The 18,172-nt window shown below is 54.6% G+C and carries 17 protein-coding genes and 1 pseudogene; 14 read left to right on the plus strand and 4 right to left on the minus strand.

The annotated features are described in order from the left end of the window. The first annotated feature begins 156 nt into the window (after positions 1 to 156). From LAT75_RS08110 to LAT75_RS08135, 6 genes are all read left to right on the plus strand, one after another. Positions 157 to 1,194: an NAD(P)/FAD-dependent oxidoreductase gene (locus tag LAT75_RS08110; protein WP_291482145.1), complete on the plus strand. Its 1,038-nt coding sequence runs from the start codon at positions 157 to 159 to the stop codon at positions 1,192 to 1,194. A 46-nt stretch (positions 1,195 to 1,240) separates the two neighbouring features. Then, positions 1,241 to 1,942 carry an ABC transporter ATP-binding protein gene (locus LAT75_RS08115; RefSeq protein WP_291482146.1) on the plus strand — a complete coding sequence of 234 codons (702 nt, stop codon included), beginning with the start codon at positions 1,241 to 1,243 and terminating at the stop codon, positions 1,940 to 1,942. Positions 1,943 to 1,947: 5 nt separating this feature from the next. Then, positions 1,948 to 3,363 carry a DUF3526 domain-containing protein gene (locus LAT75_RS08120; protein ID WP_291482147.1) on the plus strand — a complete coding sequence of 472 codons (1,416 nt, stop codon included), beginning with the start codon at positions 1,948 to 1,950 and terminating at the stop codon, positions 3,361 to 3,363. A gap of 8 nt (positions 3,364 to 3,371) precedes the next feature. Then, entirely contained in the window at positions 3,372 to 4,682 is a 1,311-nt protein-coding gene (locus LAT75_RS08125; RefSeq protein ID WP_291482148.1) for an ABC transporter permease subunit, read from the plus strand. A 151-nt stretch (positions 4,683 to 4,833) separates the two neighbouring features. Further along, positions 4,834 to 5,028: a CsbD family protein gene (locus LAT75_RS08130; protein ID WP_291482149.1), complete on the plus strand. Its 195-nt coding sequence runs from the start codon at positions 4,834 to 4,836 to the stop codon at positions 5,026 to 5,028. 77 nt (positions 5,029 to 5,105) lie between these two features. Next, on the plus strand, positions 5,106 to 5,504 hold the full coding sequence (locus tag LAT75_RS08135) for a hypothetical protein (protein WP_291482150.1): 399 nt from the start codon (positions 5,106 to 5,108) through the stop codon (positions 5,502 to 5,504). Positions 5,505 to 5,615: 111 nt separating this feature from the next. On the opposite strand, the gene LAT75_RS08140 is transcribed toward LAT75_RS08135, so the two are convergent. Beyond that, on the minus strand, positions 5,616 to 7,379 hold the full coding sequence (locus tag LAT75_RS08140) for a Na+/H+ antiporter NhaC family protein (protein WP_291482151.1): 1,764 nt from the start codon (positions 7,377 to 7,379) through the stop codon (positions 5,616 to 5,618). A 5-nt stretch (positions 7,380 to 7,384) separates the two neighbouring features. Continuing rightward, positions 7,385 to 8,413 (minus strand): PAS domain S-box protein, encoded by a 1,029-nt coding sequence (locus LAT75_RS08145; protein WP_291482152.1) that lies wholly within the window; start codon positions 8,411 to 8,413, stop codon positions 7,385 to 7,387. A gap of 151 nt (positions 8,414 to 8,564) precedes the next feature. Here LAT75_RS08145 and LAT75_RS08150 point away from each other — a divergent pair, with 151 nt between their 5' ends. The 7 genes and pseudogenes from LAT75_RS08150 (at position 8,565) to LAT75_RS08180 (ending at position 15,663) form a co-directional block, all read left to right on the plus strand. Then, the gene (locus tag LAT75_RS08150) at positions 8,565 to 9,716 is read left to right on the plus strand and encodes an efflux RND transporter periplasmic adaptor subunit (RefSeq protein ID WP_291482153.1); all 1,152 of its coding nucleotides are present in this window, start codon (positions 8,565 to 8,567) and stop codon (positions 9,714 to 9,716) included. Between the two features lie 114 nt (positions 9,717 to 9,830). Continuing rightward, the gene (locus LAT75_RS08155) at positions 9,831 to 11,228 is read left to right on the plus strand and encodes a wax ester/triacylglycerol synthase family O-acyltransferase (RefSeq protein WP_291482154.1); all 1,398 of its coding nucleotides are present in this window, start codon (positions 9,831 to 9,833) and stop codon (positions 11,226 to 11,228) included. A gap of 98 nt (positions 11,229 to 11,326) precedes the next feature. Continuing rightward, positions 11,327 to 11,800: an SRPBCC family protein gene (locus LAT75_RS08160; RefSeq protein ID WP_291482155.1), complete on the plus strand. Its 474-nt coding sequence runs from the start codon at positions 11,327 to 11,329 to the stop codon at positions 11,798 to 11,800. Between the two features lie 31 nt (positions 11,801 to 11,831). Then, positions 11,832 to 12,587, plus strand: a complete 756-nt coding sequence (locus LAT75_RS08165; protein WP_291482156.1) for an ABC transporter ATP-binding protein — start codon at positions 11,832 to 11,834, stop codon at positions 12,585 to 12,587. Between the two features lie 107 nt (positions 12,588 to 12,694). After that, positions 12,695 to 13,256: pseudogene (locus tag LAT75_RS08170) on the plus strand (ABC transporter permease); the annotation flags it as partial. A gap of 231 nt (positions 13,257 to 13,487) precedes the next feature. Then, positions 13,488 to 13,802, plus strand: coding sequence for an FtsX-like permease family protein (locus LAT75_RS15625; RefSeq protein WP_363320535.1), 315 nt, complete (start codon positions 13,488 to 13,490; stop codon positions 13,800 to 13,802). A 163-nt stretch (positions 13,803 to 13,965) separates the two neighbouring features. After that, positions 13,966 to 15,663, plus strand: coding sequence for a DUF262 domain-containing HNH endonuclease family protein (locus LAT75_RS08180; RefSeq protein WP_291482159.1), 1,698 nt, complete (start codon positions 13,966 to 13,968; stop codon positions 15,661 to 15,663). 9 nt (positions 15,664 to 15,672) lie between these two features. On the opposite strand, the gene LAT75_RS08185 is transcribed toward LAT75_RS08180, so the two are convergent. After that, a complete protein-coding gene (locus tag LAT75_RS08185; protein ID WP_291482160.1) occupies positions 15,673 to 16,422 on the minus strand; it encodes a LytTR family DNA-binding domain-containing protein in 750 nt (249 codons plus the stop codon). A gap of 225 nt (positions 16,423 to 16,647) precedes the next feature. On the opposite strand from LAT75_RS08185, the gene LAT75_RS08190 reads away from it, so the two are divergent. Beyond that, entirely contained in the window at positions 16,648 to 16,941 is a 294-nt protein-coding gene (locus tag LAT75_RS08190; protein WP_291482161.1) for a MotA/TolQ/ExbB proton channel family protein, read from the plus strand. A 129-nt stretch (positions 16,942 to 17,070) separates the two neighbouring features. Here LAT75_RS08190 and LAT75_RS08195 read toward each other — a convergent pair. Then, positions 17,071 to 18,172 (minus strand): hypothetical protein (locus LAT75_RS08195; RefSeq protein WP_291482162.1); only part of this gene is annotated, 1,102 nt, incomplete at its 5' end.

Here is an 18,172-nt window from a genome sequence, read left to right on the forward strand (position 1 = left end):
TCAAAACAGCAGGAAAACTTTAGGATGAGCGGTGCTGAGGTTCGCCCAATCGTAAATAAATGCAAGTGAGTTGCGTGTGAGGGTGCGCGGAGATATATTCACAAACTGAAACTTTGTTGCACTTGGCTGTGCCCTAACTACAACCTGACTACCGCTATGAACCGAAAGTCATTTCTTAAAACCGGCCTGCTCGGCGCTGGCGCTTTGTTCCAGATTCCGTTTACCGGGCAGCGTATCCCGGCTCAGGCCGTCTTTGAAAGTTTCGCTGAAGCGCCGGACTCCGGTACCTACGATGCCATTATCGCAGGAGGCAGCTTTGCGGGGATGTCCGCCGCTATGAGCCTTGGCCGCTGTATGCGTAAAACGCTGGTGATTGATGCAGGCCTGCCCCGCAACCGCAGGTCGCCATCGGCAAACAACTTCTTCTCGCGGGACGGGCAAAACCCCCGGGAAATCGCCGCAGCTGCAAGAGAACAGCTGCAAGAGTACCAGGAGTTTTTGTATATGAAGCGGGGTGAAATCGCATCAGCCGCGCCGTCCGGAAATGGTTTTGCTGTTCAAACAGCTGAGGGGCAGCAGTACCAGACGCGCTTCCTCATTCTGGCAACAGGCCTCACCGATGAGCTGCTCAGCGGTATTGAGGGGCTGGAAGACCTCTGGGGAAACGGCGTTTATCACTGCCCGTACTGTCACGGCTGGGAAAACCGGAACCGGAAAACGGCCGTGATCGGGCAGGGCGCTGCCAGGCTTTCCATGGCATCAACCATATCGAACTGGACTGGCGACATCACCTATTTTTCACAGGGGGAGCCGGTGAACTTTCCGGCCGAAGCGCTTGAGTTGCTTTCCCGCAACGGCATAAAGGTCAGCTATGAAACGGTGTATAAGATTGAGGGCGAACCCGGTGCACTGCGCATCCGCACGAGGGAGCAGACAGAGCCTCATCTGTTTGAGACTTGCTATGCGCCCGGTACGCTTCGGTATCACGCCTCGCTTGCCGAACAGCTGGGCTGCGACCTCACCGACCGAGGGGCTATAGAGGTGAATGAACAGTATGAAAGCACCGTGCCGGGCGTGCTTGCCATCGGGGATGTATGCAGCCGCGGTAACGGTCAGGTCATTCACGCCGCCTACTCCGGAACGGTTTCCGCTGTTCGGGTGAATTTTGCGTTCATACGCGAGCGCTTCAGCTGACATCCCCTACCCATCAACAAAACTCCATCATAAAAAACAGAAAACCATGCTCGAAGCACGCGGACTCACCAAAATGTACGGCACGCACAAAGCCCTTGAAGACCTGAACCTGACCGTTAAGCCCGGCGAGGTGTACTGTCTGCTTGGAGCCAACGGCGCCGGAAAAACAACAACCATCAACCTGTTTCTGAGCTTTATAAGCCCGGAGGGCGGAGTTGCTCTGGTGAACGGTATAGAGGCAGCAAAGCAGCCCGATGAAGCCCGGCGCCTCATCACCTACATCCCCGAAAACCTGTCGCTGTACCCGTCGCTGAGCGGCCTTGAAAACCTTCAGTTTTTCACCGGACTTGCCGGAAAATTCATGACGGATGAACAGCTGCTGCAATGCCTAACTGAAGCCGGACTGCCGGCTGACGCCGCGAAGCGCCCGGTCGGCGGCTACTCAAAAGGGATGCGGCAGAAAGTCGGCATCGCCATGGCGATAGCCCGCGACACCCGGGCCCTGTTGCTCGATGAGCCCACAAGCGGCCTCGATCCCTCAGCGGGCAACGAGTTTGCGCAGCTGCTTTCCGAAATGAGCGCACGCGGGGCTGCCATTCTTATGGCAACGCACGACCTGTTCCGCGCCAAGGAAACCGGAACCCGCATCGGCATCATGAAACGCGGCCGCCTTGCAGAGGAGCTCAGAACGGAGGACATCTCCCACTCTGATCTCGAGTCGGTTTACCTCAAACACATCAGGGAGTGAGGGCTATGGCATTTTCCCTTTTGGTAAAACACGAGCTTAAGGTACTGTGGCGCGAACCCGGCACGAAAGTGCTGTTTGCGGTTGTGCTCGTGCTGCTGCTGGTATCAGCGCTGAGCGGTGCGGCCTATTATACAGAGAAAAAACAGGAACATGCCGATGCTGCTGAGCTGGCCCGGCACCTTTGGGAGCAGCAGGGGGATAAAAATCCGCACTCAGCCGCGCACTATGGCACGCATGCCTTCAAGCCGGTAAACCTGCTGGCCGTATTTGACCCGGGAACGGAGCCGTTCACGGGGGTATCGCTTTTTCTGGAAGCGCACCGGCAGAACTTCGCCGTGCACAGCCCCATCGAAGACCGGAGCTCCCTCAGCCGCTTTGGTCAGCTCACGCCAGCCTTCATTTTCACCTTCCTCTTTCCGCTCTTCATTATTTTTTTGGGATACCGGAGCGTCATTTATGAGCGCGAAAGCGGCATGCTCAGGTTGCTGCTGGCGCAGGGGGTTCGGCTGCGTGACATCCTGACCGGAAAAGCCGCAGCCCTTTGGGTGGTGGTTTTGGGACTCTTCCTCAGCTTTGCCCTTGTCGGTCTGCTGCTGCTCGCCTTCACGGGCGCCGCTGCCGCTGACTACCTGCGCTACGCACTGATGATGCTCGGCTGGATGCTGTATTTCGGCATTTTCATTCACCTTTCGCTCTGGGTTTCAGCCAAAGCCGGCAGTCAGGCACAGGCCCTGGTTTTGCTGCTCGGGTTTTGGGTGATGAGCACCCTGCTCGTACCGCGGCTGGTAACCGTAGCGGCAGAGAGCATGCATCCCGTCCCTGATACCATCACCTTTCAGCAGGAAATCCGGCAGCACCTCAGCGAGGGCATCGACGGGCACAACCCGCTCAGCACACACACGCAGGCATTCCGGGATTCCGTACTTGCAGCACACGGCACCGATAACCCGGCCGATCTGCCCTTCAACCTGAGCGGACTGATGCTGCAGGTTTCCGAGGAGTTTGAAAAAGAGGTGTTCGATTATCACATGGCCCGGATTTCAGCGATTCACGCGGAGCAGCTCGGCTTATTCGCGCTGAGTGCGGTTGTGTCGCCGACATCACTGGTGCGGCTGTTTTCAATGGGCATGGCCGGTACCGATATCGCCGCCTTTAATCATTTTCGGGATCAGGCGGAGGCCTACCGCATCGAGCTGATGCGCGAACTCAACGAGGATCTGATGGTGCATGCCGTAGGGGACCGCGCGCAGGGCTACACCGCAGGCTATGAGCTGTTCAGCAGCAATGTGGCCTTCCAGTATCAGCCGCCGGATGCACTCAGCTGGACAGCCGCCTACTTTAAATACGCCCTGCTGCTCTTGCTGTGGACGGGCCTCAGTTTTGGTCTGCTGCTTTCATCCGCTAAACAAACGGAGGTCTAAAAGCTGCTATGGATATTCGTCTTATTCGTCACATCATCCGGTTCGAGAAAAAACAGTACGCAGCTGACAAAGTTGTGCTTACCATGATTGTTCTGCTTGCAGCCATGATTGGGTTCAGCCTGTATCTGGGGCATGAACGCGTACACTTGCAGCAGGAGCGGATTGCCGGACTTCAGGAAGAAGACCGGGCATTTTACAGCAGCAGATACACTCAGCTGCGCGAAATGGAAGCCGGTGCGGCGTTTGAAGGCCCCTGGTTTGATGACCCCTCGAATCCGCTGGTGCTGTCTGCTTTCAGAGGGGCCGGTCGGTACGTGTATCTGGAGCCGGAGCCTCTCGCGCTGATTGCTGTAGGAGCGGCTGATATCCTGCGGTATTACGGCCGCGTGACCCTCATCATGAGCAGTCCGCTGCGGGATAACGCCCTCGAAAATCCGTTCCATCAGTATCTGGGGCGATTCGATTTTGCCTTTGTGATGGTGTGGCTGGTGCCGCTCATCATCATCGCACTCAGTTACAACATGCTCTCCCGCGAAAAAGAACTGGGCACCATGAGGCTGCTGCACGCCATGCCGGTAAGCCTGAAATTAATCGTTACGGGCAAAGTCATTTTTCGATTTCTGCTCATAGCTGCTACGACACTGGGTGCTGGCTTCCTGTTTCTGCTGCTGTTTGGCGTACTGCCCGATGCTGACGTGCTGCTGCTGCTGTCGGTGCTGCTGCTCTATATCGCGTTTTGGTTTGGGCTATCCTGGCTGGTGAATCTGGCCGGGAAAAGCTCTGTCTTTAATGCCATGAGCCTCACAGGGCTCTGGATTCTTTTTCTTGTAGTAATGCCCGCGCTCTTTAACCTGATTGCGGTGAGCCTTCACCCCGTATCGTCACGGGCGGTTTGGGTAAACGAGCAGCGCAGCATAGAGCAGCAGGTTGAATCGGAGCGGGAACAGCTTGTGCTGGCCTTTTATGAAGAGCATCCGCTGGAGGTTAACGAGCAGGACCTGCCCGGCTATTTTGAGTTTTGGAACAACCGCCTCATCCTGGCGAAGACCATTTCTGAAAGGGAAAGCGAACTGAAGCAGCGGTTATATGCGCAGCGCGATGCGCAGGAGCAGCTCACCAGGCGGCTCAGTCTGCTATCCCCGCCCATGCAGATGAACCGGTTTCTGGAGAATTTGTCGGGGAATAGCGATAAACGCCTCAGAAGTCTTAATGAACGGATGGAAAGGTTCTCAGGGGAATGGAACGCCTTTTTCATGCCGCGTTTCCAAAATCTGCAAGCTATTGAAGCGGATGAATTTAACAATTTTCCCATGCCATGATTACATGAATACGCTCTAATACAAGTATTGAAAAAACATACAAAGGATCGTGCAGCTACAGATAATATGATTTAAAGAGTATATCCGAATTCTGAGGTTAAAAACTCCTGTTATATAGCTGTAATTAAAAATTGAATTAAATTTTATACGTATGAATATCTCAGAAGGCAACTGGAATCAGATAAAGGGAAAACTAAAACAGGAATACGGCGAGCTGATGGGCGATGATGTCACTTATGTTGAAGGCCGCGAAGATGAGTTAATTGGTCAGCTTCAGGAAAAGCTTGGCAAGACCAAAGAAGAGATTGCAGGCAAAATTAAATCGCTTTTGGAAAAAGAGTCTTAAGCAGCAAGCCTTTCACTCAAACCATAATTCCTGAAACTTATATGGATAAATACATGGAAAAACTGAGCTTTAAATTTTTGATGCCTCTCGTACTGCTGGTTTCTTTCGGGCTTGCGCTAACCGCATGTTCCGGAGAATCAGATGAAACGGATTACGCACTCGAGGAAGAACGCGAAGAAATGGTCTCACAGCTTGAAGAGCTGCGGGATGACATGGATGATCAGCTTTCTGAACTGCAAACAAGAATGGAGCGGGCGGGTGATGAAGCCGACCGTGAAAACTTCGAAGAAGCCTATGAAGAACTTACGGGTCAGCGCGATTCGGTTGACCGCGCGCTTGCAGATGTGAGAAATGCAACCTCTGATACATGGAGCACCGTAAGCTCCGCTGCCTCAAATACATTTGATGATGTCAGCACTCAGTTTGAACAATGGCAGGATGATGTTGAAAGCTGGATGGATGAAATGACGGATTAGAAAAATCAGACAGCCTGTTTAAACAAAAACGCCCGGTACAGAAATGTGCCGGGCGTTTTTGTTTATGCGTTAATTTACTGAAGCTGATCTGTGCGGCGATAAATTTTGTGTTCACTTAATCGCTGCTGCAAGCTGTCCCTCTTCGGGGTTTCGGCCAAAGATGCGCAGTACGAGGTAGAGCAGCGCGAAACCAACAACGAGACCGTAAACCGGCGAAACGCCGAAAGCAGCGGGGATTTCGCCTACTACCAGGGCTACGGCTGCCACAACAAGCGCGTAGGGCAGCTGTGTGCGCACGTGATCAATCAGGTCGCAGGCAGACGACATCGAGCTGATTACGGTTGTATCCGAAATGGGCGAGCAATGATCGCCGAATACGGCGCCGGCCATTACCGAGCTGATGGCGCCCAGCAGAATGCCGTAGTTCTCACCGCCGGCAAACCCGACACCGGCCCCCATCACAACAGCCAGCGGAATCACAACCGGAAACAAAATCGCCATGGTGCCCCAGGAGGTGCCGGTTGAGAAAGCGGTAACGGCGGCAATAAAGAAAACAAGGCCGGGAAGCAGCACCAGCGGAAGCGTATCCTGCAGCAGGCCAGCGAGATAAGAGCCCGTGCCTACGGCCTGCGTAACTTCACCCAAACCCCATGCCAGTACGAGAATGATGATGGCCATCATCATGGATTGCATCCCCCCGACAAACGACTCAAGGGCCTGCCCGACGGTCAGGATTTTCTGACTCACCACCAGCAGCATGGCTACGAAACATCCCGAAAAGGAAGCCCAAACGAGGGCGGCAAAGGGATCGGCATCCCCGATAATGTTGGTGAGGCTGCGCTCACCCGGCTCAAGCCCGCTTACGCCGGTGCTGTAAAGTCCGTAAATCGCCACGATTACAACGGTAAGTACCGGGATTGCTGCATTGTACCAGCGCAGCGGTTTGCCATCGAGGGGCTGCAGGCTTTCCAGGTTTACATCTGAGGCAGGCACGGCACCAGGACGGATAACGCCGCCGCCGGAGTAGGCACGACGCTCGGCATCGAGCATGGGGCCGAAATCGCGCTTCATCAGTACAATCATGAGTACAAAACCGAGCGCAAGCAGCGGATAAAACAGATAGGGCACCGAGTGCAGGAAAATCATAAAGGCGTTGTCGGCACCGGCCTGCAGCTGAGCGGCAAGCACGGCATCATCTGTCTGTGCCGCGAGGGTTGAAAGCGAGTTCGAAATCTGCGTGATTTCAAAGCCAATCCAGGTTGTGATTACGGCACTAACCGCCAGAGGTGCGGCGGTTGAATCCACGATGTAAGCCAGTTTCTCGCGCGAAATGTTAAGCCGGTCGGTCATCGGGCGCATGGCACTGCCGCGGATGAGGCTGTTGGCATAATCATCAAAAAACAGAAAAAGGGCCGAAATCCAGGTGATGAGCTGCCCCTGCGTGCGGTTTTTGGCCAGTTTTGCGAGAACCGTTACGACCCCTTTGGTACCACCGCCCCGGCTCATCAGCCCGACCATGCCGCCGAGCATCAGGCTGAACATGATGATGGCAACGTGGTATTCATCTGACATGGCATTAATCAGAAACGAGAATGAATCGGCCGTTCCGGTAAAGGGGTTGAAGCCTGCTATAAAGAGGGCGCCAATCCAGACACCGGCAAATAGAGACAGCACCACCTCACGGGTGATGAGCGCCAGCGCGATAGCAACAAGCGGCGGCAGCAGGCTCACCCAGGTGCCGAAGCCGCCAAAGCCCTCATCATCTGCGGCAGCTGCGGTGTCCGCCAGGTTAAGACCCAGGCCGGATAGATCGGCCCAGCCGATTACGGCGAGTATCAGTGCGGACAGAAAAAAAGTGATGGTAAACTTTTTCATTCAGATTAATCGAGTTCGGTTCGGGTTGTTTTGGAAACCACATCGCGGACGTTTTGGTCCAGCTCTGCGACGGCCAGGGCAATATACTCTAAAATTTTTTCTCTGCTCAGCTCAGGGTCAGCGGGTTCATCCTGCTCCTGTTCAATAATGCTTAGCATATCCATCAATCCCATAATGCGTGCAAGCGGTGCCCTCACAATGTGCGACTGCAGCCAGCCGATTTGGCGAAATCGCTCATTCTGCTCTTCAATGGCTTTAATGTAACTTCTGAGCCTCGTTACATCATTGGCAATTATAAGCCTTGCACTCCGGCCTTCAAACATCATCATTCTGCTCTTTACGTCCATCTGCATAATGGCACCGCTGCGGCTGTGATGCTCAAACACTCCGTGCTCTACAACTTCGTTAGTATCATCTTCAGTTAACCATTTCTGAAGTTCAGCATCAGTTACAGAGGGGTAAATATCGCGAACACTAAGCTGCTCAAATTCCTCCCGGTTATACCCGTAAGCAATAACTGCGGCTTCGTTAACATCCAGGATGCCACCTGTTTTAACATCAACAACCCACATTGGGAGCGGACTGTAACCGAATAGGTCGCGGTAGCGGCGTTCTGAATGCTGCAATTCCTGCAGGGCCGCTTTGCGCTCTACGCTAAAAACTATAGCCTTATGCAAAATGCTTGCGTTCAGATCATCAGTGAGAATATAATCGGCAACGCCCATTTTAACCCATGCCATTACCTGATCGCGGTTGGTATAGCTGCTCAGCATTATGAGGGGAACACCAGCGCACAATGCGAGAAGGTTTTTGATGAAGTCTAAATCAGCAGCGTTTGTAGTTCCTGCATTGCTGATAACCACGTTGTAGAGTCCGCCGGAATCTTTAAGCAGCAGCGCAGCTTCATCAGGAGTTGCGACGGAATCAATTTTGTACCGTAAAAAGCATTCATCAATGAAATCTTCCAGCAACATCAGCATTGCCGGGTCTGCTTCAATAATCAATATCCGATAAGGGGTAGTTGCTGTTTTCATAGTTAGCTGTTAGGCGGCAAAAAAGGCAAATGGGGGTGTTTTCCGGCAGTTTTACAAACGAGAGGTCAGACATGGGACTAATTAACAGAACTTTTGGTCTAAAATCCATTACTTGAAGTTTAAAGTAAATCCAAAAAACAGACAGCTTATCGTGAAAACTGCGGGCTATATCATCTTAATTATGGCGGTTGCTGCCGGCATCTGGTTTATCATCTGGCAGCCCGGCGCTGAAAACAGCCGCGAGCTGCCGCCCCTAACTACGGTTCAGGCTGAAACCGGCGATGTCTCGCGCCGGGTTGTTGCTTTCGGGGCTATTCATCCGGTGCAGCGCGTAACCGTGGGCAGTCAGGTTTCCGGCATTATTGAGGAAATCGCCGTCGATTTTAACTCCGTTGTGCGCAAAGGGCAGGTGCTCGCCCGCATTGATCCTTCCACCTTCGAAGCGGAGGTAAGCTCCGCCCGTGCCGAGCTGCAAAGTGCGGAAGCCGGTCTCGAACTCGCCCGCATGCAGTGGCAGCGGGTGCAGGAACTGCGCGAGCGTCAGTTTGTGTCGCCCTCTGATGTAGATCAGGCCTCGGTTACGCTGCGGCAGGCCGAAGCGCAGCTGCAGGTGCGCCGGCACGCCCTCGAGCGGGCACAGCGCGAACTCGACCGCTGCACCATCACCGCCCCGGCTGACGGCATCGTGATTTCCCGGAATGTGGATGTCGGGCAGACCGTTGCCGCGAGCCTGAACGCGCCCGAGCTTTTTCAGCTGGCATCCGACCTGCGGGTGATGCACATCTACGCCAATGTATCCGAGGCTGATATCGGGCAGGTGCACGAAGGGCAGCGGGTAGATTTCCGCGTGGATGCTTACCGCGAGCGCACCTTCACCGGGGAGGTTATTCAGGTGCGCAACGCCCCCATCGTGGAAGACAACGTGGTACACTACCAAACACTGATTCTGGTGGATAACAGCGAGCTGCTGCTCAAACCCGGCATGACGACCGAAGTTTCGGTGATCACAGCAAAAAAGCAGGATGTGGTACGCGTTCGCAATACGGCCCTGCGTGCACGTCTGCCGGATGGCCTGCGTCCGCCAACGCCGGACCATATCGGGGAAGGTCAGCCGCGCGCCTATGTAGTACGCGACGGTCAGCTCGAAGTGGTTGCCGTTGAAACCGGCCTGAGCGACGGCGTGAACACCGAAATTGTGAGCGGGCTTCAGCCCGGTGATGTACTTGCGGTGGGGCTATCGCTGCGAACCGATACTCAAAACGAACGCCGCAGCCTGTTCGGCGGGCAGCAGGCAACTTTTTAACAGCCGGCTAAAAAATGGATTTCAGGTAGCGGGATGCCGTTTTTTTTGTGTACTATGATGATGGCTTCGTGCCCGTATCCTGAAATCCAAACTTAAACCAAGACCCTGTTATTTATGGCCCGAAGGGAGCTGATGAGCAATGTGGACCGCGCCTGGCTGCGCATGGAGGCACCAAGCAACCTGATGATGGTTACGGCCCTGCTCACGACCAAAGAAAAGCTGCGCTACGAAGATGTGCTTGATCTGCTGAAAGAGCGCCTGATGATATTCGACCGCTTCCGGCAGCGTGTGGTGAACCGCGGAATTATTTTTGAAGACACCTACTGGGAAGACGTCCCGTTTTTTGACCCGGCCGACCATATTAGTCTGGCCGCCATCCCCAACGAAGATCCGCGGGCCGAGCTGCAGGCGCTCGTGGGCGAACTGATGAGCACCCCGCTCGATTACGACAAACCGCTGTGGCACATCACCATGGTGGAAGATGTGCGGCAGGGCACGGGGCTCATCATCCGGCTGCATCACTGCATCGCCGACGGTAACGCGCTGGTTCGGGTGCTGCTTTCGATGATGACGACCGACAAAGCCATCCTCAAACCCGGCAGGAAAACCAAAAAAGAAGAGCGGCCCACCTTTCTCGATCCGGTGGTGGATGTGGCCCTGAATGTTTGGGTAGCCGCCGAAACCATGGTAAAGCTCAGTTACCGTCTGCTCAAAAAACCCTCAAAAGTTTTCGACTGGGCCAAGATGACCATCGATGGCGGCTTCAGTCTGGGGCGACTGGTGCTGCGCTGGCCCGACCCGAAAACCCTGCTGAAGCAGGACCTTCAAAACAAAAAACTGGCCTCCTGGTCGTTTGAAATCCCGCTTGAGCGGGTGAAGGAAATCCGCCGGGGAGCCGGTGCAACCGTGAATGATGTGGTTGTAACGGCCGCTGCCGGTGCCCTGGGCCGCTACCTGAAAAACCGCGGCGAAGACATCTCCGAAATGAACATCCGTGCGGCCATCCCGGTCGATATCCGCCGCGCTACCGATCCTTTTGCGATGGGCAACAAATTCGGTCTGGTTTTCCTGAGCCTGCCCGTTGGCATGGAAGACATCCGCGAGCGGCTCACCGAGCAGAAGCGCCGCATGGATGAGCTCAAGAATACGCCCGAAGCCTTCGTTTCCTTCATGGTGCTGAACACCATGGGCGCCGCTCCGAGAGAAATTGAAAACCTGGTGCTCGATGTTATTGGCAGCAAAACCTCGCTCGTGCTCACCAATGTACCGGGGCCTTCCATTCCGCTGTACCTCGGGGGCTGCGAAGTGGACAACATCCTGTTCTGGGTTCCGCAGGCCGGCCGCGTCGGGCTGGGCATAAGCGTGATCAGCTACAACAACAAGGTGCGCATAGGCGTGGCGACCGACGCAAACATCATCCCCGATCCATCCAAAATCGTGGATGACTTCGAGCGGGAGCTGGATGCCATGCACGCCCTGTTTGCAAGCCCGGAAGCTGCCCCATCCCCCTGAAAAAAATCAAAGACAGTTCGTTTCCGCTGCGATGCCGTTTAAACGCCCGGAAACACATCACCCGAAAAAAACACTATAAACCAAAGGAAAACAAAACCATGTCGTTTACCACTTTTGTTGAGCTGAACAGAACATTTGAAGTTTCATGGGCACCTGAGCAGGTTTTTGAACTGCTTGCGGATGTGCCCAAATCGGTTGCCCACTTCCCGAAAGTGGATAAGCTGATTGATCTGGGGGATAACGCCTACCGCTGGGAAATGGAAAAAATCGGGGTGCAGATGTACAACATTCAGGCGATTCATGCCTGTAAATACACCTCCTACCCGGGCATGAAGACGGTAAAATGGGAACCCGTAAAAGGAGTAGGAAACGGCGTTGTTTCCGGCTCGTGGAAGCTGGATGATGCGGAAGGGGGCGGCACCGTGGTGAAGTTCCACATTAAGGCTACACTTGAAACCGACCTGCCATTTTTTGTGAAGATGGCCGTGAGCCCGATTGTTGCCGGTGAGTTCGAAAGCATGATCGACACCTATCACAAAAACCTTCAGGAAACCATGAACGCGCCGGGCTAAGTGCGGATAAGCTTCACAAAAAGCGGATGAAATGATTGAACTCAGCAACATCACCAAAACCTACCGATCCGGGTCGCTGGTCGTTGACGCCCTGCGGGGCATCAGCCTGAACATTGAGGCCGGTGCTTTCACGACCATCATGGGTTCGAGCGGCTCCGGAAAATCGACCCTGATGAACATTTTGGGATGTCTGGACAAACCCACCGCCGGCGACTATTTACTTGATGGTGAAAATGTGGCGGGGCTCAATAAAACGCAGCTTGCGCTGGTTCGGAATGAGACCATCGGTTTTGTGTTTCAGAACTTTCATCTGCTGCCGCGCACCTCGGCCCTCGAGAATGTGGAGCTGCCGCTGCTCTACAGCCGGCAGAAACTCAGCTGGAAGGAAATGCACACCCGTGCAAAAGAAGCCCTCGAAATCGTGGGGCTGGCTGACCGCGCCGACCACACCCCAAACGAGCTTTCCGGCGGGCAGCAGCAGCGGGTTGCCATCGCGCGGGCGCTGGTTACGCGCCCTTCAGTACTGCTGGCCGACGAACCCACCGGCAACCTCGACAGCCGCACGAGCCTCGAAATTATGGACATTTTCCAGCGCCTCAACCGGGACGGGCTCACCATCCTGATGGTATCGCATGAGCCGGACATTGCGCGCTTTTCCCGCCGCATCATCATTCTGCGGGATGGCCTCATCCGCTCTGACAAAGCCAACGAGGCCCGCGATGCCGTGCAGGCGCTGCAAAGCTGGAAAGACGAAACCGAACTGATTGAACAGGAGGCCGAACAATGAAATGGACAGCCGTTCCCTATGTTGCGCTCAAAGCACTGCGCCGCAACCGGATGAGAACCCTGCTCACCGCGCTCGGCATAATCATCGGGGTGGCAGCCGTCATTACCATGGTCGGGCTGGGTCAGGGCGCCGGCGCGGAAGTGCGCGAACAGGTGAACCGGCTCGGGCAGAACGTGGTGCTGGTATTCCCCGGCTCGCGGCAGCTGGGCGGCGTGAGCATAGGCGGCGGCAGCGCAAACACCCTCACCGTAGCCGACGCACACGCCCTGCGGGATGAAATCCCCGAAGTGATCGCCGCCAGCCCGGAAGTGCGCTCGCAGCGCGTAATTGTGTACGGCAACCGGAACTGGTTCACCCGCATCTACGGTCAGAGCCACGACTACCTGCAAATCCGGCAGTGGCCCATCGAAAGCGGGCGCATGTACGATGAAGCCGACGTCGAAAACGCAGCCCTCGTGGCCGTTGTGGGACAGACCATTGTGGACGAACTTTTTGAGGGCGCCGATCCCCATTGGCGAAACCATACGCGTGCGCGGCCTGCCGCTGGAAATTATAGGCGTACTCGCGCCGAAAGGCATGTCGCTGATGGGATCGGTCCAGGATGACATCGTGCTGGTGCCCTACACCACGGCCTTTCAGCGCATCTCGGGCCGCAGCCATGCGATGGTGATTAACGTGCAGGTATTCGACGAGCAGTCGATGGAAATCGCGCAGCTCAAAATAACGGACCTGCTGAGGGAGCGTCACGGACTGGCACCGTATCAGGAAGACGACTTCACGGTTCAGACGCAGGAGGAAGTAGCCGCGGCCGCGGCCGAAACCTCGCGGATTATGACCTGGCTGCTGGCATCCATCGCCGGGGTGTCGCTGTTTGTGGGCGGCATCGGCATTATGAATGTGATGCTCGTGAGCGTAACCGAGCGCACCCGCGAAATCGGCCTCAGGCTGGCTGTAGGTGCACGCGGCCCCGATGTGCTCCTTCAGTTCCTGATTGAAAGCGTGGTGCTCTGCCTGCTCGGCGGCATTGGCGGCATCCTGCTCGGGCTGGCCGCAACCGAAATTATCGCAAGCTACGCCGGCTGGCCGGCCCTGTTCTCAACCGAAGCCATGTTTATTGCGGTGAGCGTGTCGGCAGCGGTCGGCGTCTTCTTCGGGTTTTACCCCGCCTGGAAAGCCTCCCGCCTCGACCCGATCGAGGCCCTGAGGCGGGAGTAGGAGTACCGTACCGTGTTTTTGGGATGAGGACTGAATGTTGTGCCCCTCACCGAAGGAACTTCACCGGCGGCGATGCAAAGTTTTTCCGGTTCAATCTTTGTTATAATGGCAAAACGGAAGTAAATAACCTGGATGCGGACAGATACCGAATAATCTTCAGTCCATGAAAACCAACAAATTGATTGAATCTTCGACCGTTTCTCTGAATGAACTTTTTGGAAACGGCAAAACGTACCGGGTTCCTGCCTGGCAGCGCGACTATGCCTGGCAACCGGAAAACTGGGAAGATTTGTGGGATGATATCTGCCAAATAACTGAATCCGGTTTGCCTCATTACATGGGCGCAGTTGTGCTGCAGGATGCGGGCAGCAAGCAGTTTGTGGTGATTGACGGGCAGCAGCGGCTGGCAACACTCAGCATTATCGCTATGGCCTGTATAAAAATGATAAGGTCGCTTGCTGAGGAAGGCGAAAATCCTGCCGAAAATCAGGAGCGGGCAGAATTGCTGCTTCGCCAATATATCGGCACCAAAGATCCCGCTTCCTTACGGTACTCGAGCCGACTTTTCCTTAATGAAACCAACGACCCGTTTTATCAGGCAACCCTGCTGCAGTTCCGGAATCCGTTGAACATCCGCAAGCTCCACGAGTCGGAGGCCCTTTTATGGCGGGCCTTTCAGTTTTTTGAAGCATCTGTAAGGCAGAGGTTTGAAAGCACCCGCGACGGAGCGCTGATCGCCGATTTTTTGAACAAGCATATAGCCGAGAAACTCGTTTTCACACAAATTCTCGTGGAGGATGAGCTCAGTGCTTACACCGTTTTTGAAACCCTTAATTCCCGGGGTGTGGCGTTAACCGCAACTGACTTGCTGAAAAACTTTCTGTTTTCGCAGGTCTCGGGGTCAAAAACAGATTTGGAACACACCAAGCGGCAGTGGGCTGAAATTACCGCCTTAACCGGCCTGAGCAGCTTTCCTGAGTTTCTGCAACATCACCTCAGCGTAAAACAAAAAACAGGCAGCCGGCAGAACCTTTTTAAGCAGCTCAAGGGCAGAATTAGTACCCCGAAGGATGTTTTTGATCTTTTGGATGAGCTCCATCGCACAGCATTTCTGTATGAAGCGCTTGAAAGGCCGGCAGATGAGTTTTGGGCTGATTATCACGAAGCCCGGCCTTTCGTCAGGGAGCTGAGTCTGTTTCGGGCGAATCACTACAAACCCCTGGTAATGGCGGCTTACGGCCGTTTTGATGCCGCAAATTTTATTCAGCTGCTCAGGTACTGTGCTGTCATTACATTTCGCTACCGTGTAATCAGCAATCTGAACGCAAACGAACTCGGGAAGCAGTTCAGTCAGCTTGCCGTTCAGGTTTCTGAAGGCAGGGTAAAAACAGCCCGTGAAGCTTTTGCGGCACTTGGTTCCGTGTATCCTGATGATGAACAGTTTATCAATAGTTTTTCGGCTTTAAGCCTGAATACCAGAAGTGCCAAAAAATTGGTAAGGTACATTCTGGTGAAGCTCGAAAACCGGCTTTCTGGGAAAGCCATCGATTTTGAGACAACGGATGCTACCATTGAACATATTCTGCCGGAAAACCCCGGGTACAGTTGGGAGCAGAGTTTCTCACCCGCAGACCACAAAGCCTTTGTTTACCGGCTTGGCAACCTGACACTGCTTGAAGAAAAGAAAAACCGGGCACAGGCCGGAAATGCAGGCTATGAAGAAAAAAAGCAGGTCTATCAGGAAAGCTCCTTTGCATTAAGCCAAAATATTTCGGCCGGCGAGTGGGGGCCTGAAGCAATAAGGGCGCGGCAGCGGCTTATGGCCCGTATTGCGGGTTCGGTTTGGCGGATTAGCGAATAGCCACCACCCTCACCCCGCAAGCACCGCCATCACCTGTTTTTTGTAGGTTCTGCTTACGGGGATTTCGCTGTTTGGCACCGTGACAGAAGTGGCCGAAAAGGTTTGTACGTGATTCCGGTTTACGATAAAAGACCTGTGCGTGCGGATGAAATAATCCGGCAGCTGCTGCTCAAAAGCGGCGAGCGTTTCTTTGGTGGTGAAGCGCTCCGTGTTTGTGGTAATCTTCACATAATCTCCCAGGCTTTCCAGCGAGATGATCCCGGAGAGCCTGATCTGCCGGTTCTCCCGCTTTTCCCGGATGGTGATGAAGGCTGTTTTCAGGCCCTCATTTTCTTTGTTGCGCGCGCTGAGCTCAGATTCCTTGTTCACAAAGCGCAGATAAAGCAGCAGAAAGGCCTTCAGAAAAACCACCAGATAGATTACCGATGCCAGCACAAATACGTTGGCCATCACCGGGTCAAGCACCTGATAGTTGTACTCAGCTATTACCACAAAAGCAAGGAGCATGACAATCAGCTGCAGAAAAAACGAGATGATGATGGTGTAAGCGGTGTACAGCCAAAACCGGAGAAACGATTTCTGAAGCAGGTAAACCGGCACGAGGTAGTAGTTGAAGAAGTAAGAGGTGCCGACGGCAACCGGCATGAGAAAACTCACAAAATAGAAGGTCTTTGCAAAATCACTGAAGGTGCTGCCAAAGCCCGCAATCAGGAAAAGGGAGATGAGGATCCAAAAAAGAAGGTGTTTGCCGGTTTGCATTGTTTTTATCTGAATATCAGCAGAATAACGCAGGAATGCAGGTTTTGTCGGTGAGCAGCAGGTTTCGGTCGGTATAATGCATTGCGTGCAGCGGTGCCCTCAAGATACCTTTTTAGGGAACACCCACTGAACATTCATTTAACCTTGTAAGCATTATGATTGATTTATTTAATATGGGCGGACCGCTGTTTATGGGTACGCTTACCCTCATTTTTGCCGCTGTTATTGCTGCATTTTTTTTTCAGCTTTCTTCAGATCCGGAAGGGAGGCTCACCCGGGGTTTCGATAGTGAAGGAAATCGGACTTTTTGGCCTCATTATCGGAATTTTGGGTCAGTCGATCGGACTCTACACCGCCTTTTCAATTATTGAAGAGGCCGGGATGATTTCTCCCGAAATTCTGATTTCAGGGCTGAAAGTATCGTCCGTCACAACCATTTATGGTCTGATTATCGCGGTTTCAGCTTACCTGCTTTATTTCGCGCTCAGGCGAATTGAAGCCCAAAACGCCGAGCGCTGATGACGGAACTTCAGAGCGGTTCAGCCCTTTAGGAAATCGCATCCTTTCGGTAACGGAATGTACCGGAAGGATGCGTTTGGGTGAAGGGCACCGGCGCCGGAACTATCACCGGTCTTTATCACCATCTTCTCAGAAATCCCATTTCACCGAAACCAGCACGAGGCTGCCGGCATCGGCAAGGGGGGAGTCGGAGGCGCCGAGGAAGAACTGGGCGAGCAGGCTTGCATCGGTGTTTTGGGTGAGGCTTCGCGTTACCGATGGCGAGATGAAGGCGCCCCGCTCGTCAGGGTAGGTGATGAGGGTGAGGGCCGCATCCGTGAGCGGGTTCAGGTTTTGCTGCAGGGTGCTGCTGAGCTGCCAGGCCGATATGGAGGGGTTATCAGCTGAGAGCGGCTGTGAGAGCAGACCAAAGGTTTCAGTGCCGCCGCTGCTGTTGTACAGCACCTCGGCGATGGCAAAGAGTCCGTTACTGAACATATGATCGGCCGAGACCGCCGCGACAAAGCTGTTTTCGCGCCTGCCCGATTCGGGCGCTTCGACATCCCGGAAAAGCATCAGCTCGCCTTTGAGGCCCGTGCCGCCCATGCTTCCGGCCCAGCCGCCGCCCAGCGCCAGGCGGTTGCGGTACCAGCCGGTGATGAGCTGCACATCATACCCGCGGAAACCAAAGCCATACAGTGCGGCCACAACGCTTTCCCGCATGCCCGCGCGAGACGGTGCCGCGGCAATTTCCAGCCGGGAGTCCCAGTCGATGAAGTAGCGGATCCGCAGGGCATCAGTGCCGGGCCGCTCGGGATAATCGAACTCGTACACCGAGTAAATATTGAACACATCATTCGGGTTGCTCAGCATATTGATGCCCCAGTTGATGCGCTGCCGCCCCGCCCGGATGTTCCAGTCGCCGCTGCTCCAGTCGGCATAGAGCCGGTCGGGGAGCAGGTGAAGGAGCACATCCCCCGAGCGGACCGGCATCCAGGAAAGATTCACGAAGCCGTCGTCGGTGTCGATGAAATCCGCATACACCGGGAAATCCTGCACCAGATCGCCGGCAAATAGCCGGGCGCGACCCTGTGCGTGCAGGCTGAAGTTGCGGCCGAAATCAGCGCGGAGGTTCAGCCGGCCCTGCATGCGGTACTCGAAATAGGTCTGATCGCCCTCCGGCTCCGGCAGGGTAGTGGCAATGCGCAGCGGCATCGCCTGCAGGTAGCCGCCGAACTGGAGCTCCTGTGCA

The sequence above is a fragment of the Cyclonatronum sp. genome (assembly GCF_022565315.1).
GTDB lineage: Bacteria > Bacteroidota > Rhodothermia > Balneolales > Cyclonatronaceae > Cyclonatronum.

Coding starts and splice junctions, on each gene's coding strand:
- LAT75_RS08160 (WP_291482155.1), top strand. CDS start 11,327: ATGTCGTTTACCACTTTTGTTGAGCTGAACAGAACATTTGAAGTTTCA.
- LAT75_RS08130 (WP_291482149.1), top strand. CDS start 4,834: ATGAATATCTCAGAAGGCAACTGGAATCAGATAAAGGGAAAACTAAAA.
- LAT75_RS08155 (WP_291482154.1), top strand. CDS start 9,831: ATGGCCCGAAGGGAGCTGATGAGCAATGTGGACCGCGCCTGGCTGCGC.
- LAT75_RS08125 (WP_291482148.1), top strand. CDS start 3,372: ATGGATATTCGTCTTATTCGTCACATCATCCGGTTCGAGAAAAAACAG.
- LAT75_RS08180 (WP_291482159.1), top strand. CDS start 13,966: ATGAAAACCAACAAATTGATTGAATCTTCGACCGTTTCTCTGAATGAA.
- LAT75_RS08165 (WP_291482156.1), top strand. CDS start 11,832: ATGATTGAACTCAGCAACATCACCAAAACCTACCGATCCGGGTCGCTG.
- LAT75_RS08145 (WP_291482152.1), bottom strand. CDS start 8,413: ATGAAAACAGCAACTACCCCTTATCGGATATTGATTATTGAAGCAGAC.
- LAT75_RS08120 (WP_291482147.1), top strand. CDS start 1,948: ATGGCATTTTCCCTTTTGGTAAAACACGAGCTTAAGGTACTGTGGCGC.
- LAT75_RS08185 (WP_291482160.1), bottom strand. CDS start 16,422: ATGCAAACCGGCAAACACCTTCTTTTTTGGATCCTCATCTCCCTTTTC.
- LAT75_RS15625 (WP_363320535.1), top strand. CDS start 13,488: ATGCTCGTGAGCGTAACCGAGCGCACCCGCGAAATCGGCCTCAGGCTG.
- LAT75_RS08115 (WP_291482146.1), top strand. CDS start 1,241: ATGCTCGAAGCACGCGGACTCACCAAAATGTACGGCACGCACAAAGCC.
- LAT75_RS08140 (WP_291482151.1), bottom strand. CDS start 7,379: ATGAAAAAGTTTACCATCACTTTTTTTCTGTCCGCACTGATACTCGCC.
- LAT75_RS08110 (WP_291482145.1), top strand. CDS start 157: ATGAACCGAAAGTCATTTCTTAAAACCGGCCTGCTCGGCGCTGGCGCT.